Here is a 16,422-nt window from a genome sequence, read left to right as displayed (position 1 = left end):
TGAACTGGACCTCCTTCGAGGCGGCTGTCTGGGCCGGCCTTCCCGCAAGCCTTCCCAGGATCAACCCTACGTCCGCAAAGGTCGCCCTCCCTGGGCCATTCGCATGACGGACACGGATTTGAGCCGGATGGCCACCCTGATGTGTCACCTCTTACACGCCCCCTGCACTGCTCTTGAAGACGCTCCCTGTTGTTTGTTCGGTTGCCGTGTTCGCGTCCGTCCGGTGGACGCCCGCGGCGCGGTCACCCACTTCACTGACACGGGGTCAGCCCGTCAGGAGTTCAGGTAGGTGAGGACCGCGAGCACGCGCCGGTGGTCCCCGTCGCTCTGGGACAGCCCGAGCTTGAGGAAGATGTTGCTGACGTGCTTCTCCACGGCGCCGTCGCTCACCACCAGCTGCCGGGCGATGGCCGAGTTCGTCCGCCCCTCCGCCATCAGTCCCAGGACCTCCCGCTCCCGTGGGGTGAGCCCCGCGAGCACGTCCTGCTTGCGGCTGCGGCCCAGCAGCTGGGCGACGACCTCCGGATCGAGCGCCGTACCTCCCTGGGCCACCCGCACCACCGCGTCCACGAACTCCCTGACCTCGGCCACGCGGTCCTTCAGCAGATAGCCGACGCCCCGGCTGGAGCCGGCCAGCAGCTCCGTGGCGTACCGCTCCTCCACGTACTGCGACAGGACGAGTACCCCGAGACCGGGGTGTGCCTTCCTCAGCAGCACGGCCGCCCGCACTCCCTCGTCGGTGTGCGTCGGCGGCATCCGTACGTCCGCGACCACCACGTCCGGCAGCTCGCCCTGGCCGTCCAGCTCCGTGATGGTCTTGACCAGCGCCTCGCCGTCTCCGACCCCCGCCACGACCTCATGCCCACGGTCGGTCAACAGCCGGGTCAGCCCCTCCCTGAGCAGCACCGAATCCTCGGCGATGACCACCCGCACCCTGTCCTCCACGATCCTCGGCCCCCCGAGCCTTGGCGTTCGGCCGAGCGCGCCCCGGCCCTGTCGTCCCTAGCGACCTCAGTATCCCGCGATCGGCTCTTCCGTACCGGGCCTGTGGATAACCTGCCCGCCGCGGTTCGGATCGCGTGGGCACAAAGGGGGCGACTTCGGGGCGCGTGCTCCGGGAGTGCTTGCAAACGAACGAAAAACCGGCACACGGAAATCCGGCCCCGAACCAACCGGAGCCGGATCCCACCTCACCGGACGCACGATCAACGGGCGCCCTCCGCAGCAACAGCAGCTGTAACGACTACTCCCTTACACGGTCCGCCAGGGCAGCTCCGCCGTGACCCGGGTCGGCCCCCCGACCGGCGAGTCCACGACGAGGATCCCGTCCACCGCGTCCAGCCGTTCGGCCAGCCCCGACAGGCCCGAGCCGTCGGAGGTGGCCGCGCCGCCTATGCCGTTGTCCACGACCTGCAACATCAGCCGGTTCTCCACTCGCCACACATCCACGGCCGCCCACGTGGCCCGCGCATGCTTGCTGATGTTCTGGAGCAGCTCCGACACCGTGAAGTACGCGATCCCCTCGATCGCCGGAACCGGCCGCTCCGCAAGATCCACCTGGACCTCCACCGGCACCGTGCACCGCGAGGCCACCGCCGACAGGGCCGCGTCAAGACCGCGGTCGGTCAGGACCGCAGGGTGGATGCCGCGCGCAAGATCACGCAGCTCCTGAAGCGCCGTCTTCACCTCGCCGTGCGCCTCGTCGACCATCCGGGCCGCCGCCTGCGGGTCCTCCGCCAGCTTCTCCTTGGCGAGGCCCAGATCCATGGCCAGGGCCACCAGCCGGGCCTGGGCTCCGTCGTGCAGGTCGCGCTCGATGCGCCGCAGGTCGGCAGCGGCCGTATCGACCACGACACCGCGGTCGGACTCCAGCTCCACCACGCGCGTGACGAGCCGGGACGGCCCGAGCAGACCGTGCACCATCAGCCGGTCCACCGTCGTCAGCGCCCGCACGATCCAGGGCGTGGCCAACGTGAACAGCAGGCCCACCAGTGCGGTGACCGTGATCTCGAAGGGGTTGTCGAGGTAGATCTGGTGGGTCTCGTCGCCGAACACCTGAAGGCCGTCCTGACCTGCCCACATCGGGAAGACCCAGAACCACAGCGGATACGTCAGCAGCGCCCAGCCGTACACCCACACGTTCAGGGCGACGACGAACGAGAACACCGCCCACGGGAAGTGCAGCACCGCGTACAGCAGGGACCGCCACGACGCCCCGCTCTTCAGTACGGCGCCCATCCACGCCATGAAGCCGCGCCGGCGCATCCGCAGCGGCTCCGGGTCGGCCACCTCCAGGTCCAGCAGCGCACGCGCGCGTACCCGCTCCAGCGCCCCGAAGCCGCGGCAGCCCGCCAGGCCGGCCGCCAGCACCGGGATGCCGAGGAACGTGACCAGAAGGCCCGCACCCAGCGACACCATCGTGATGGCGTACACGAACAGCAGGATGCTGATCGGCAGGCTCAGCAGCACATAGCCGAACTCGCGCCAGCTGCGTGCCTCGAACGGCGCCCGAAGCCCGGCCGGCAGCCGGTGCCGTCGCTCGCCGTCGTGCTCGGGAAGGCCGCGCTCGGGGAGACCGAGCCCGTGCCCGTAACCCTGTCCGTACTCCGTGGCCATCGGCGTCGTCCGTTCTCCTCGTCCCGTCAGCCCCGGTCGTCGCCGGGGCCGTGCCGTCGTACCTCCACCCTCCTCGACCGCAGGTCGACGGAACATGGAGGCCGTCGGCCTCTTGAACGGGGGGTTTTCCCTACCCCTGCCCGGGGGTGCGGTCCCGCCAGGGCAGCTCGGCCGTCACGGTCGTGGGGCCGCCGCGCGGCGACTCGATGACGAACAGCCCGTCCACCGCGTCCAGCCGGTCGGCGAGCCCGCGCATGCCGGTACCGCCGTCCAGGCTCGCGCCCCCGCGCCCGTCGTCCCACACCTGGATGAGCAGCCGCTCGTCCGACCGCCACACATCCACCGACGCCGACTTCGCCATGCTGTGCTTGCTGACGTTCTGAAGCAGCTCGGAGACCGTGAAATAGGCGATGCCCTCGATGGCCGCGACCGGTCTGGACACCAGATCGACGGTCACCTTCACCGGCACCGTGCAGCGCGAGGCCACGGCCGACAGGGCGGCGTCCAGGCCCCGGTCGGTCAGGACGGCCGGATGGATGCCGCGGGCCAGATCACGCAGTTCCTGGAGCGCGAGCTTCACCTCGCCGTGCGCCTCCTCGACCATCGAGGCCGCCGCGTCGGGGTCCTCCAGGAGCTTCTCCTTGGCCAGACCCAGTCCCATGGCGAGGTTCACCAGCCGGGCCTGCGCGCCGTCGTGCAGATCGCGCTCGATGCGCCGCAGATCGGCGGCCGCCGTGTCCACGACGACCCCCCGGTCCGACTCCAGTTCGGCGATACGGCGCTCCAGCTCGTCGGAGGGCGACAGCAGGCCGCGCACCATCGCCCGGTCCGCGTTCGCCAGGCCCCGCGCGATGAACGGCAGCACCGGCCACAGCACGAACAGCGAGGTCAGCGCGATGACGAAGGTGAGAATGCCCCAGGGCAGGCGAATGAAGTCGTACAGGATCGTGCGCCAGCCGACCGGGTCCTTCAGCGCCAGCCACAGTTGCGAGAAGAAGCCGTCCTTGCCACCGCGCAGCGGCAGCGGGCTCGGCTCTGCCACGTCCACGTTCAGCAGCGCACGCGCGCGTGCCCGCTCCAGCTTGCCCAGCTGCCGCGCGCCCACCAGGCCCGCGGCGAGCAGCGGGAAGCCGATCACCGTCAACGTCAGCAGGGCGCCGGTGAACAACACCACCGCGACATAGGTGAAGCCGAGCAGGGCCACCGGAAGGTTCGCCAGTAGGTGGGCGATCTCCTTCCAGGTCTGCCGGTCATAGGCGAAACGGGCCGGTGGCAGCGGCTGCTGCTCGCGTTCGGACCGCCGGGAGGCGTCCCTCGCAGGGCTGGGGCGTTCGGTCATATGGGCTAGCGTGCCGCGCGGCGGGCCACCGCGCCATGGAGCGGACCGCCGCGATATCCGGGGGAAAACCCCACCCCGGGTCCGACCGGGCGCACCGCTCGCACACCGCTCGCGGACCGCGCCGCAGCGCGTCGCGCGTCTCGACGAGATCTCAAGGCGTGACGGGCTGCTTACGGTCTCTTTAGCAGGGCCTAGACTCCCGTGCGTACAGATCGTCGAACAGTGTCGTTTCACGTGGAACGGGTTCAACGGGAAACACGGGTTCAACGGGAAACAGTGGTGTTCGCGAGATCACATATCGCAGGACACTGGTCCCAGGGCCTGTTCCTGGGGCATCGGTCACGAGGTCAGGGAGCGAGGGGCGGACGTGTCGGATCAGACCGTCGTCGTCGCGGCGGATGCGCACAACGTCGTCGTCTCGGCGGACTACTTCCAGTCCTACTCGGTCGTCGGACTGCTCGCCGTCATCGGCGTGCTGTTCGTCGCCGTCGCCTTCGGGGCGGGCCGCCTGCTGCGGCCCGTGGTCCCCACACCCGAGAAGCTCATGACGTACGAGTGCGGCGTCGACCCGGTCGGCGAGGGCTGGGCCCACACCCAGGTCCGCTACTACGTCTACGCCTTCCTGTACGTGATCTTCGCCATCGACTCGATCTTCCTGTTCCCCTGGGCCACGGTCTTCGCCGACCCGGGCTACGGCGCGACCACGCTCGTCGAGATGTTCGTCTTCCTCGGCTTCCTGGCCGTGGGCCTGCTCTACGCATACAAGAAGGGCGTTCTGGCATGGACGTGACGCCAGACACCGAAGGGCAGCAGCCGGTTCTGCTGCCGGAGCCGAAGCGCCTCGGCGCATTGGCCCGCCTCGCACCGGAGCCGATGAAGGTGATCCTCAACTGGGGACGCCGCTACTCCCTCTGGGTCTTCAACTTCGGCCTCGCCTGCTGCGCGATCGAGTTCATCGCCGCGTCGATGGCCCGCCACGACTTCATCCGCCTCGGCGTGATCCCCTTCGCGCCGGGCCCGCGCCAGGCCGACCTCATGGTCGTCTCGGGCACGGTGACGGACAAAATGGCCCCGGCCGTCAAGCGCCTGTACGAGCAGATGCCCGAGCCGAAGTACGTCATCTCCTTCGGGGCGTGCTCCAACTGCGGCGGCCCGTACTGGGACTCCTACTCCGTCACCAAGGGCGTCGACCAGATCATCCCCGTCGACGTCTACGTCCCCGGCTGCCCGCCACGCCCCGAGGCGCTGCTCCAGGGCATCCTGAAACTCCAGGAGAAGATCGCCCGCGAATCCCTGGGGGAGCGGTACGGCAGCGGGTCGACGCGACCGTCGGCGGCGGCACTGCAGAGCGGGTTGGTGCGCGGGCCGCAGGCGCCGGGGGCCGACGGCGCGGGCGTCGACGGTGCGGGTGCCGACGGTGCAGGTGCCTCCGGGGCTGATACCCCCGGTTCTGATGTCTCCAGTTCTGATGCCTCCAGTTCTGAGGCCGCCGGTCCTGCTGTTTCTGGTCCCGATGACTCCGGCGCGGGGGAGGCCGCCCGATGACGACGATCGGCTGGCTGCCCGCCCCCGTCGAGGACCTCTTCGGCCCCGAGGCCACGGCCGAGGAGTCGTACGAGGTCCTGACGGTCGACGTACCCCCGGCCTCCTGGATCGCCGCCCTCGAGGCGGCCCGCGACGAGCTGGGCTGCACCTATTTCGACTGGCTGAGCGCGGTCGACGAACCGGGCACCGGCTTCCGCGTCGCCGCCCACGTCGCGGCCCTGTCGCCGGTACGGCGCCTGCTGGTCCGTACGACCGTCCCGCACGAGGCGCCGACGCTGCCCTCGGCGGTCGGCGTGTACGCGGGCGCGGCCTGGCACGAGCGCGAGACGCACGAGATGTTCGGCGTGGTCTTCGCCGACCACCCGGCCCTGGACCACCTGCTCCTCCCCGAAAACTTCGAGGGCCACCCCCTCCGCAAGGACTTCGTCCTGGCGGCCCGCGTCGCCAAGGCCTGGCCCGGCGCCAAGGAACCCGGCGAGTCCGAACACGGCGGCCCCAAGCGCCGCCAGATGCTCCCACCGGGCGTCCCCGACCCGAACGAATGGGGCCCCCTGAAGGGCCAACTCCCCCCTGCCCCGGCCCGCCCGGCCCGTGGCGCGTCCCGAGCAGCGGGAGACCGCCCTGCCCGAGCGACGGGGGACCGGCCGACACGAGCGGCCGGAGAGCGACCAGTGCGAGCGGCCGGGGAGCGACCGGTGCGGCGTGCTCGTACGGCGGCGGAGGGCTCGGCCAGCCAGGCGGTGCCCGAGGGCACGGCGGAGGGCGCGGCGGGTGGTGTGGCTCCGGCGCGGCGTGCTCGTACGGCGGCCGAGGGTTCGGCGAGCCAGACGGCTCCGGCGGCTGGAGCGGCGGAGGGCGTGGCTCCGGCGCGACGTGCTCGTACGGCGGCCCAGGGTTCGGTCAGCCAGGATGCTGGTGCTGCCGGGGCCGAGACTTCGGGCGAGGCGGGCGAGTCCGAGGGCTCGGCGCCGCAACGTCCGGCGTCCGGAGCGGCCCCGTCAGGCCCCCGTCGTTCCCGCAGTGCCTCGCAGGGCTCGGCGAGCCAGAGGGCCACGTCGGATGCGGAGGCACCGGAACCTGCCGTGTCTGATGGGCGGGCCGCCGACCGTGCCGTGTCTGACGGCTCGGCATCCGAAGACGCCACCCCCGAGAAGTCGGCGTCCGCCTCCGACGAGTCGGCGCCCCCCAAGGCCCCCCGCAGCTCGGACGCCCCCTGGCACCACGCCCGCCCCGCCTTCGACGAGCCGGAGCCCAAGCGCCGGGCCGAGCCCGAGCGGCAACCGGAGTCCGCGGCCGAGCCGCAACAGGGGTCTGCGGCCGAGCCGCAATCGGAGCCCGCCGCCGAGCCGCAACAGGGGTCCGCGGTCGAGCCGCAATCGGACCCCGCCACTGAGTCGCAGCCGGGGCACGCCCCCGAGCCGCAGCCGGAGTCCGCCCCCGAGTCGTCCGAGCACGGCGAGGCAGCCAGCGCCGCCGAGCCCGCACCCGAAGCCGATCGGGCTGCCACTCCCGATCAGTCCCCGGAACCCGACGGCGACTCGGCAGATCGTGCAGAGCCCGAGACCACGGATCGTACGGACCCGGCAGACCCTGAAGAACCCACAGACCGCCCTGACTCCGCAGGAGGCCCGCAGTGAACGACGCGCTCGACGTCACCCTGCGACTCCTGATCGTCTTCGTCGTCTTCCTGACGTTCCCACTGATCATCGGCCAGACCGAGCACAAGGTGATGGCCCACATGCAGGGCCGCCTCGGCCCGATGTACGCCGGTGGCTTCCACGGCTGGGCCCAGCTCGTCGCCGACGGCGTGAAGTTCGCGCAGAAGGAAGATGTCGTCCCGGCCGGCGCGGACCGCCGTATCTTCCAGCTCGCCCCCGCCGTGGCGCTGCTCCCCTATCTACTCGTCCTCCTCGCCATCCCCATCGGCCCGAGCGAGGGCGCGGTCGGCGAGGTCATCGACGCGGGCATCTTCTTCGTCCTCGCCGTGATGGGCGTCGGCGTCCTCGGCTCGCTCATGGCCGGCTGGGCCTCCGCCAACAAGTTCTCCCTCCTCGGCGGCCTGCGCACCGCGGCCCAGCTCCTCGCCTACGAACTCCCGATGCTGCTCACGGCCGCCTCCGTGGCGATGGCGGCCGGCACCGTCTCCCTCCCCGGCATCCTCGACGCCTTCGAGTGGTGGTGGCTGCCCTGGCAGATCGTCGGCGCGATCGTCTTCTTCGTCGCCGGACTCGCCGAACTCCAGCGTCCGCCCTTCGACATGCCGGTCGCCGACTCGGAGATCATCTTCGGCGCCTACACCGAGTACACCGGTCTGCGCTTCGCCCTCTTCCTCCTCGCCGAGTACGCCGGAATCGTCGTCCTGTGCGGCCTGACCACCGTCCTCTTCCTGGGCGGCTGGCACGGCCCCTGGGGCGCCGACGGCCTCGGCTGGGTCTGGACCCTGCTGAAGACGGCCGTCCTCGCCTTCATCGTGATCTGGCTCCGCGTCACCTATCCCCGACTGCGCGAGGACCAGCTCCAGAAGCTCTCCTGGACCCTCCTCGTCCCCCTCTCCCTCGCCCAGATCGCCCTCACCGGCGTCGTCAAGGTGGTGATCCAGTAACCATGGCCCCCATTCCTGGCAGCGGCCTGGCCAAGGGCCTGGCCGTCACCCTGCGCACGATGACGAAGAAGTCCGTCACCGCGCAGTACCCGGACACCCAGCCCGACCTCCCGCCCCGCACCCGCGGTGTGATCGGCCTGTTCGAGGAGAACTGCACGGTCTGCATGCTGTGCGCCCGCGAGTGCCCTGACTGGTGCATCTACATCGACTCCCACAAGGAGACCGTCCCGGCGGCGACCCCGGGCGGCCGCGAGCGCAGCCGCAACGTCCTCGACCGCTTCGCCATCGACTTCTCCCTGTGCATGTACTGCGGTATCTGCATCGAGGTCTGTCCTTTCGACGCGCTGTTCTGGTCCCCGGAGTTCGAGTACGCCGAGACCGACATCCGCGAACTCACCCACGAGCGCGACAAGCTCCGCGAGTGGATGTGGACGGTCCCGGCCCCGCCCGCCCTTGACCCCGCCGCGGAGGAGCCCAAGGAGATCGCCGCCGCCCGCAAGACCGCCGAGAAGCTGGCGGCCGCCCAGGCGGAACCGCGGGAGGGAGAGTCGTGAGCCTTGCCGCAGCCGCCGCGACGGCACACGCCACGACCACGATCACGACCACCACCGCAGCGGAAGCACACGGCTTCCTCTCACCGACCGGTGTCGAGATCACCTTCCTCCTCGTCGGCCTGGTCACCTTCGGCGCCGCCCTGGTCACGGTCACCACCCGGCAACTGGTGCACGCCGCCCTGTGGCTGGTCGTCGCGCTAGGCGGCCTCGCCGTCGAGTACCTCCTGCTCACCGCCGAGTTCATCGCCTGGGTGCAGGTCCTCATCTACGTCGGTTCGGTCGTCGTCCTCCTTCTCTTCGGCCTGATGCTCACCAAGGCCCCCATCGGCCGCTCCCCGGACGCAGACTCCGGCAACCGCTGGGCCGCCCTGACCGTGGCCGTCGTCGCCGCGGCCACCCTGGTCTGGGTGGTCGTCGACGCCTTCCGCACGACCTGGATCGATCTCGACGGCCCCGCCGCCGGCTCCACCCGCGCCACCGGCGAGAGCCTCTTCCAGAACTGGGTCCTCCCCTTCGAGGCCCTCTCCGTCCTCCTCCTCGCCGCCCTGGTCGGCGCGATCGTCCTGTCCCGCAAGGCGAAGGCGGAGTCGAGCTCTCCCCCTGTGAACTCCCGAGCAGCGACCGGCAGTTCCCCATCCGTCCCGGATTCCCGCAATCACCCGATCGAGGGGAAGGGCCGCGGCGAGGGAACCAGCCCGGCCGAGCAGGAAGGCGCCCGCTGATGCATCTCGCCTATCCCGCCGTACTCTCCGCCCTCCTCTTCTGCACCGGCCTGTACGGCGTCCTCGCCCGCCGCAACGCGATCCTGGTCCTGATGTCGGTCGAGCTGATGCTCAACGCCGTCAACCTCAACCTGGTCGCCTTCGACGTCTGGCTCAGCCGCGCCGCCGAGGAGACCCTGCACTCCGGCCAGGCCCTGACCCTGTTCACCATCACCATCGCCGCCGCCGAGATCGGCATCGGCCTGGCGATCGTGCTCGCCGTCCACCGCAACCGCGGCACCTCGGACATCGACAAGCTCCGCGACACCGCCGAGGGCCACGAGCCCGACGGCCCCGACCACGACGCCCTCACCGCCGGGCAGGCCGAGAAGGCTGAGGCCACCGCGTGACCACGACCACCCTCGCCGTACTCGTCCCCCTCCTTCCCTTTCTCGGCGCCGCGGCCGGCCTGCTCCTGGGCCGTACGGCCCCCGGTTTCGTCCGCCCGCTCGCCGTCCTGCCGACGCTCGCGTCGCTCGTGCTCGCCGCGGTCGTCGCTGTGCGCCAGGGCGGCGGCCAGGCGATCAACTCCGCCACCGAACTCACGCCCACCGGCTCGGTCCCGATCGAACTCGCCCTGCACATCGACGGCTTCGCCGCCCTGGTCGCCGTGCTCGTCGGCGTCGTCGCCACCTGCGTGCAGATCTACTCGACCGGCTACCTGCGCGAGGACCCCCGCTACCCCTCCTACGCCGCGCTCGTCTCCCTGTTCACCTCCGCGATGCTGCTCGTCGTCTACTCCGGCGACCTGATGGTGCTGCTGGTCGGCTGGGAGATCATGGGCATCTGCTCGTACTTCCTGGTCGGCCACTACTGGGAGACCCCGGAGGCCCGCGCCGCCTCCATCAAGGCCTTCCTGGTGACCAAGCTCGGTGACGTCCCCTTCCTCATCGGCCTGTTCGCGCTGGCCACCGACGCCGGGTCCTTCCGCATCACCACGATCCTCGACACCGTCGCGGACGGCGGACTCGACAACCCGACCCTGATCGCCCTGCTCCTTCTCGCGGGTGTGGCGGGCAAGTCGGCGCAGTTCCCGCTGCACACCTGGCTCCCCGACGCGATGGCGGGCCCGACGCCCGTCTCCGCGCTGATCCACGCCGCGACGATGGTCGCCGCCGGTGTCTACTTCGTCGCCCGTCTCCTCCCGGTGTTCGAGGCGTCCCGGGCCGCGATGATCGTCCTCGCCGCGATGGCCGCCGTCACGATGATCGGCTCCGGACTCGCCGCGCTCGCCCAGGACGACATCAAGCGCGTTCTCGCCTACTCGACGATCGGTCAGCTCGGCTACATGACCGGCGCCCTCGCCGTCGCCGACCGCGGTGCCGCCGTCTTCCACCTCCTGTCGCACGGCGCCTTCAAGGCGCTGCTGTTCCTCGCGGCCGGCGTGATCATCCACGCCGCCGGCACCAACTCGCTGGCCGCCATGTCCCGCATGGGCCACCTGCGCGACCGTGTCCCGGACGCCTTCTGGACGATGACCGTGGCGCTTCTCGCGCTCGCCGCGATCCCGCCGTTCAGCGGCTTCTTCTCCAAGGAGTCCGTCCTCGGCGCCGCCGAGCATGTCGCCACCGGCCACACCGAGCACGCCCCCGCCGCCACGGGCTGGCTCGTCCTCGTCTCCGGCCTGGTCACGGCCCTGCTCACCGCCGCTTACGCGATGCGCCTGTGGCTGCTCGCCTTCCGCGGCCACGGTGCCAAGGCCCCCGACCACGGCAGGCAGCCGCTGACCATGACCGTCGTGCTGTGGGTGCTCGCCGTGCCGTCCCTCGCGGTCGGGGCGTTCGCCTACCGTGTGCTGCCCGACTGGTTCGACGGCCGCGACCTCACCCCCACCCTCACCACCTCCGTCCTCGGCACGGGTGTGGCTCTGGTCGGCGGCATCGTCACGTACGCGGCCTGGCGGCACACCACCTCGGTCGCGGCCCGCGTCCCGCTGGGTGCGGTCGCGGCCCACCCGGAGGGCGACGCCGCCCAGGTCGAGGCCGAGGCCATCGCCAGCCACGCGCCCGTGTACGGGGGAGTGGCCTACGCACCGGACCCGGCGGACCCCGGCCGGTTGCTGCTCGGCCCGCTGCACCGACACGCGGCCGTCGGCTTCCACCTCGATGCCGTGTACAGGGCGTTGTTCATCCGCCCGGTCCAGGGCGGCGCGAGTCTCGTCCGGTTCCTCGACCGCGAGGTCGTCGACACCTACGTACGCGGCGCCGGCGCCCTACCCCGCTGGCTCGGCATCGCCGTCCGGCGCGCCCAGACCGGCAATGTGCAGACCTATGTGAGCGCGCTGCTCGCCGGCACCGTCGTCCTCGCGGTCGCCGCCGTCCTCGTCGCCACGGGAGCGTGAGCAGGCGTGATCGATATCAACGAGTCCGTGATGCAGTTCCTTCTGGCGTTCGTCGTCGTCGGCCCGCTTCTCGGTGCCGCCGCCGCTCTGCTGCCCGCCCCGCCCGGGCTGAAGGGGAAGTCGCCCGAGCAGGCCGTGCTTCGGCACGGGGTCACCGTCACCGGTGCCGTGCTCATCGCGGCGATCGTCCTCGCGCTCGGCTTCGACCACGACCAGCCGTCGAAGATGCAGGCCAGCACGGACATCAGCTGGATCCCCGCACTCGACGTGCGCATCCACCTCGGCGTCGACGGCATTTCCCTCCCCCTCGTGGTCCTGACCGCGCTGCTGACCTTCCTCTGCGCGCTCTACAGCTACTTCAAGATGCCCGCGGGCCCGACCCCGAAGGCGTTCGTCGCACTGCTGCTCGTCCTGGAGTCCGGCACCCTCGCCACCTTCGCCGTCCTCGACCTGCTGCTGTTCTTCCTCGCCTTCGAGATGGTCCTGATCCCGATGTACTTCCTCATCGCCCGCTGGGGCGGCGAGGGCAGGACAGCGGCCGCCTGGAAGTTCATCCTCTACACACTGCTCGGCTCCGTGGTCATGCTGCTCGGCCTGCTCCTGATCGGAATCAAGGCGGGCACATTCGACATGGTGGCACTCGCCACTGACAACGGCCGGTCACTGACCACATCCGTGCAGGTCATCGCCGTTCTGGCGATCGGGATCGGGCTCGCCGTCAAGACCCCGATGTGGCCGCTGCACAGCTGGCTGCCCGACGCCCACACCGCCGCCCCGACCGTCGGCTCGGTCCTGCTGGCCGGCGTCCTGCTGAAGATGGGTACGTACGGGTTCGTCCGCATTCTGCTGCCGATCACCCCGGACGGCTTCGCCGACTTCGCGCCCTACCTCGCCGCCTTCGCCGTCGTCGGGATCATCTACGGATCCCTGGCCTGCCTGGCCCTCGCCAAGCAGGGCGCGAAGGGCGACCTCAAGCGCCTCATCGCCTACTCGTCCGTCGGCCACATGGGCTTCGTCCTGCTCGGCATCGCCACGATGACCCCGACCGGTGTGAACGGCGCCCTGTTCGCCAACATCGCCCACGGCCTCATCACCGGCCTGCTGTTCTTCCTGGTCGGCGCCCTGAAGGACCGCACGGGCACCACCGATCTCGACGCCCTCGCCGAGCAGACCGGCGCCGCGCTGTACGGCAAGGCCCCGCGCCTCGGCGGCCTGCTCGCCTTCGCCGCGGTCGCCTCGCTCGGGCTGCCCGGACTCGCCGGGTTCTGGGGCGAGATGCTCGCGCTGTTCGGCGCGTTCGAGCCCGCCCCCGAACTCAGCCGCCCGGCCTTCCTCACCTTCATGGCGATCGGCGCCTTCGGCACTCTGCTCACCGCCGCGTACCTGCTCGTCGTGGTCCGCCGCGTCTGCATGGGCGCCGCACCGCAGGACGCCCCGAAGCTCGCCGATGTCCAGAGCTACGAGTTCGCGGCCTGGACCCCGCTCGTCGCCCTCACCGTCGTCGCCGGACTCTGGCCGAAGACCCTCCTCGGCCTCACCGACCCGGCCGTGCAGCAGCTCCTCTCAGGAGGCACCCGATGAGCTCCCTGGCCCAGCCACTGGCCGCGAACCTCGTCCAGTCCGTCGACTGGCTCGCCATCGCGCCGCCCACCGTCGCGGCGGTCGTCGCCCTCGTGGTCCTCGTCGCCGACCTGTTCATCGCGGAGCACAAAAAGGCGGTGCTCGGCTGGACGTCCGTGGCGGGCCTCGCCGCCTCCGCGCTTCTGCTGCTGCCCCTCCTGGACGGCGACCGCTCCGCCTTCTGCCTGGCAGGCGACGACGCCCTGTGCAGCTACACCGCCGACCGCTTCACCCTCGTCATCCAGTTCCTGGTCCTCGGCGGCGCCCTCCTGGCGGCCCTGCTGTCGGTCACCGCGCTCAAGGACGCCAACAAGGGACTCCCCGAAGGGGAGTTCTGGTTCCTGCTGCTCTCCTCCGCGGCCGGCGCCGCCCTGCTGCCTGCCTCCCGGGACCTCGCGACCCTCATCGTCGCCCTGGAAGTCGCCTCTCTGCCCGCCTTCGCCCTCGTCGGCCTGCGGCACGGCGACCGCAAGTCCTCCGAAGCGGCACTGAAGTTCTTCCTGTCCTCGGTCACCGCGACCGCGGTCAGCCTCATGGGCATCAGCTTCGTCTACGCCTCCACGGGCACCCTCTATCTCACGCAGATCGCCGACCGCATCCAGGACGTCGACGGACAACTCCAGACCCTCGTCCAGACCGGCGTCGTCCTGACGCTGATCGGTTTCGCCTTCAAGACGGCCGCCGTGCCCTTCCACTTCTGGGTGCCGGACACCTATGTAGGGGCGCCATTGCCGGTCGCCGCCTACTTGTCGGTCGTCGGCAAGGCGGTCGGCTTCACCGGACTGATCCTCGTCACGGTCATCGCGCTGCCGTCGTACGCAGACGTCTGGGGCCCGGCCATGGCCGCGCTGGCCGCCCTCACCATGACCGTCGGCAACGTCGGCGCCCTGCGCCAGCAGGCCACGCGCGCGTACAGCGCGGTACGCCTGCTCGCCTGGTCCTCGGTCGGACAGGCCGGCTACCTGCTGGTGCCGATCGCCGCCGCCGCGTACTCCGACGACGCCGAGCGCTCCATCGGCTCCACCGTCGCCTACGCCCTCATGTACGCCGCCGTGAACCTGGGTGCCTTCGCGGTGGCCGCACTCGTCGGCCGTACGAAGAGTCTCAACCGCATCAGCGACTACCGCGGCCTGTACGCGCGCAACCCGCTGTCCGCCCTGGTCCTGGCCTTCTTCCTGCTCTGCCTCGCCGGACTCCCGCCGGGCATCATCGGCCTCTTCGCCAAGGTCACCGTCTTCTCCGCCGCCGTCGACGCCGGGCTCGGCTGGCTGGCGGTGATCATGGCCATTAACGTGGTGATCGCGCTGTTCTACTACCTCCAGTGGACGGCCCTGCTGTTCCGCGCCCCCGAGGGCGAGCCCGTCCGGCACCTGGCCCCCGCACCGGTCACGGCCGCGCTGGCGCTCACCGGAGTCGTCGGCATCGTCCTGTCCGGAGCCCCCCAGCTGATCCTGCGGTTCACCGACACCGGCCTCTTCTGAGCCCAGGGGCGGAGCCTGGGGGGCGTTCCGTACGCGCGCGTGGGACAACCCGTCTCCCACGCGGGCGCGGGCGCGTTCACCCGTACGGCCCACGCCCGCCGCCGCACGCACCAGGGAACCCGTGGCCCTCGCCTGGCGTTGACCAGTACAGAAGGGTCCACTGGACGTGACACCACGGCACCGGTGGCATCGCAGATCGACCAGTAAAGGGTTCCCCTGCCGCACCACTTGGAGGGCGTACCGTGCACCGCCGGCACAACGGGCTCAGGACCGCAGTCCTCCTCGGGGGACTGTCCGCAATCATCATCGTCATCGGCAGTTTCTTCGGCCGCATGGGGCTCGTCATCGCGGTGGTCATCGCGCTGGGCACGAACGCCTACGCGTACTGGAACAGCGACAAGCTGGCGCTACGCGCGATGCGCGCCCGGCCGGTCAGCGAATTCGAGGCCCCCGGGCTGTACCGCATGGTCCGCGACCTCTCCACCCAGGCCCGCCAGCCCATGCCACGCCTGTACATCTCACCGACGGAGGCCCCGAACGCGTTCGCGACGGGCCGCAACCCGCGCAACGCCGCCGTGTGCTGCACCGAAGGGATCCTGCGCATACTCGACGAGCGCGAACTGCGCGGCGTCATCGGCCACGAGTTGAGCCACGTCTACAACCGCGACATCCTGATCTCATCGGTCGCCGGTGCCCTGGCTTCGGTGATCATGTTCCTGGTCAATTTCGCGTGGCTGATCCCGATCGGCCGCTCCGATGACGACGACGGCCCCGGCATCCTGGGCCTGCTGCTGATCATGATCCTCGGGCCGCTCGCCGCCTCGCTCATCCAGCTGGCGATCAGTCGCTCCAGAGAGTACGAGGCCGACGCGTCCGGCGCCCAGCTCACCGGCGACCCCCTCGCTCTCGCCAGCGCGCTGCGTAAGCTCGACGCCGGTACCAAGCAGCTCCCGCTGCCGCCCGAGCCGCGCATCGAGACCGCCAGCCACATGATGATTGCCAACCCGTTCCGCCCAGGTCAGGGGTTCTCCAAGATGTTCTCCACACACCCGCCCATGGCGGACCGAATCGCCCGGCTCGAGAGGATGGCTGGTCCTCGGTGAAAACCATCCTGAACGTCATCTGGCTCGTCCTGAGCGGCTTCTGGCTGTTCCTCGGCTACCTGGCCGCGGGCCTGCTGCTGTGCATCACCATCATCGGCATCCCGTTCGGCATCGCCGCGTTCCGCATCGGCGTCTACGCCCTGTGGCCCTTCGGGTACACGACGGTCGAGCGCCACGACGCGGGAGCCCCGTCCTGCGTCGGCAACGTCCTGTGGCTGGTCCTGGCAGGCTGGTGGCTCGCCCTCGGCCACATCGTCACCGGTCTGCTGCTGTGCGTCACGATCATCGGCATCCCGTTCGGCATCGCCAACTTCAAGCTGATCCCGGTGTCGCTGTTCCCCCTGGGCCGCGAGATCGTCCCGACCGACAGGCCGTTCGCGGCGGGCTGGTAGGCGGACCGGGCGGAGGAGGGGCCGCGCCTGACCCGAGTGGCAGCCGAGGGTTTTCCACAACCCGGCGG

The 16,422-nt window shown here is 70.6% G+C and carries 15 protein-coding genes; 12 read left to right on the top strand and 3 right to left on the bottom strand.

What is annotated here, in order from left to right; all coding sequences use genetic code 11:
* Positions 1–273: 273 nt before the first annotated feature.
* The 3 genes from ACFPQ9_RS17295 to ACFPQ9_RS17285 all read right to left on the bottom strand — a co-directional run bounded on the left by ACFPQ9_RS17295 (position 274) and on the right by ACFPQ9_RS17285 (position 3,955).
* Complete coding sequence (locus ACFPQ9_RS17295; RefSeq protein ID WP_280116610.1) at positions 274–933, bottom strand: response regulator transcription factor; 660 nt, start codon at positions 931–933, stop codon at positions 274–276.
* 318 nt (positions 934–1,251) lie between these two features.
* Positions 1,252–2,616, bottom strand: coding sequence for a sensor histidine kinase (locus ACFPQ9_RS17290; RefSeq protein ID WP_380853613.1), 1,365 nt, complete (start codon positions 2,614–2,616; stop codon positions 1,252–1,254).
* 130 nt (positions 2,617–2,746) lie between these two features.
* A complete protein-coding gene (locus ACFPQ9_RS17285; protein WP_380853611.1) occupies positions 2,747–3,955 on the bottom strand; it encodes a sensor histidine kinase in 1,209 nt (402 codons plus the stop codon).
* Between the two features lie 367 nt (positions 3,956–4,322).
* On the opposite strand from ACFPQ9_RS17285, the gene ACFPQ9_RS17280 reads away from it, so the two are divergent.
* The 12 genes from ACFPQ9_RS17280 to ACFPQ9_RS17225 all read left to right on the top strand — a co-directional run bounded on the left by ACFPQ9_RS17280 (position 4,323) and on the right by ACFPQ9_RS17225 (position 16,354).
* Positions 4,323–4,745 carry an NADH-quinone oxidoreductase subunit A gene (locus tag ACFPQ9_RS17280; protein WP_107904177.1) on the top strand — a complete coding sequence of 141 codons (423 nt, stop codon included), beginning with the start codon at positions 4,323–4,325 and terminating at the stop codon, positions 4,743–4,745.
* Entirely contained in the window at positions 4,736–5,500 is a 765-nt protein-coding gene (locus ACFPQ9_RS17275) for an NADH-quinone oxidoreductase subunit B (protein WP_380853609.1), read from the top strand. Before ACFPQ9_RS17280 ends, ACFPQ9_RS17275 begins: the two co-directional genes overlap by 10 nt.
* On the top strand, positions 5,497–7,137 hold the full coding sequence (locus ACFPQ9_RS17270) for an NADH-quinone oxidoreductase subunit C (protein WP_380853607.1): 1,641 nt from the start codon (positions 5,497–5,499) through the stop codon (positions 7,135–7,137). Before ACFPQ9_RS17275 ends, ACFPQ9_RS17270 begins: the two co-directional genes overlap by 4 nt.
* Entirely contained in the window at positions 7,134–8,102 is a 969-nt protein-coding gene (locus ACFPQ9_RS17265) for a complex I subunit 1/NuoH family protein (protein WP_030947592.1), read from the top strand. Before ACFPQ9_RS17270 ends, ACFPQ9_RS17265 begins: the two co-directional genes overlap by 4 nt.
* A 2-nt stretch (positions 8,103–8,104) precedes the next feature.
* The gene (locus ACFPQ9_RS17260; RefSeq protein ID WP_380853605.1) at positions 8,105–8,656 is read left to right on the top strand and encodes a NuoI/complex I 23 kDa subunit family protein; all 552 of its coding nucleotides are present in this window, start codon (positions 8,105–8,107) and stop codon (positions 8,654–8,656) included.
* Entirely contained in the window at positions 8,653–9,378 is a 726-nt protein-coding gene (locus ACFPQ9_RS17255; RefSeq protein ID WP_380853603.1) for an NADH-quinone oxidoreductase subunit J family protein, read from the top strand. The genes ACFPQ9_RS17260 and ACFPQ9_RS17255 overlap by 4 nt, the downstream gene beginning before the upstream one ends.
* Positions 9,378–9,767: an NADH-quinone oxidoreductase subunit NuoK gene (nuoK, locus tag ACFPQ9_RS17250; protein WP_030947598.1), complete on the top strand. Its 390-nt coding sequence runs from the start codon at positions 9,378–9,380 to the stop codon at positions 9,765–9,767. Before ACFPQ9_RS17255 ends, nuoK begins: the two co-directional genes overlap by 1 nt.
* Positions 9,764–11,758 carry an NADH-quinone oxidoreductase subunit 5 family protein gene (locus tag ACFPQ9_RS17245; protein WP_380853601.1) on the top strand — a complete coding sequence of 665 codons (1,995 nt, stop codon included), beginning with the start codon at positions 9,764–9,766 and terminating at the stop codon, positions 11,756–11,758. Before nuoK ends, ACFPQ9_RS17245 begins: the two co-directional genes overlap by 4 nt.
* 6 nt (positions 11,759–11,764) lie before the next feature.
* A complete protein-coding gene (locus ACFPQ9_RS17240) occupies positions 11,765–13,339 on the top strand; it encodes a complex I subunit 4 family protein (protein ID WP_380853599.1) in 1,575 nt (524 codons plus the stop codon).
* The gene (locus ACFPQ9_RS17235; RefSeq protein WP_380853597.1) at positions 13,336–14,859 is read left to right on the top strand and encodes an NADH-quinone oxidoreductase subunit N; all 1,524 of its coding nucleotides are present in this window, start codon (positions 13,336–13,338) and stop codon (positions 14,857–14,859) included. The genes ACFPQ9_RS17240 and ACFPQ9_RS17235 overlap by 4 nt, the downstream gene beginning before the upstream one ends.
* 242 nt (positions 14,860–15,101) lie before the next feature.
* Positions 15,102–15,962, top strand: coding sequence for a zinc metalloprotease HtpX (gene htpX, locus ACFPQ9_RS17230; protein ID WP_030947608.1), 861 nt, complete (start codon positions 15,102–15,104; stop codon positions 15,960–15,962).
* Positions 15,959–16,354 (top strand): YccF domain-containing protein, encoded by a 396-nt coding sequence (locus tag ACFPQ9_RS17225; RefSeq protein WP_380853594.1) that lies wholly within the window; start codon positions 15,959–15,961, stop codon positions 16,352–16,354. The genes htpX and ACFPQ9_RS17225 overlap by 4 nt, the downstream gene beginning before the upstream one ends.
* The last annotated feature ends 68 nt before the right edge of the window (positions 16,355–16,422 follow it).

Origin of the sequence: Streptomyces coerulescens, assembly GCF_042657965.1 — a bacterium.
In the GTDB taxonomy this organism is placed as follows: Bacteria; Actinomycetota; Actinomycetes; order Streptomycetales; family Streptomycetaceae; genus Streptomyces; species Streptomyces coerulescens.
The sequence above is the reverse complement of the archived record's forward strand: the minus strand, read 5'-3'. Positions and strand labels throughout refer to the sequence as shown.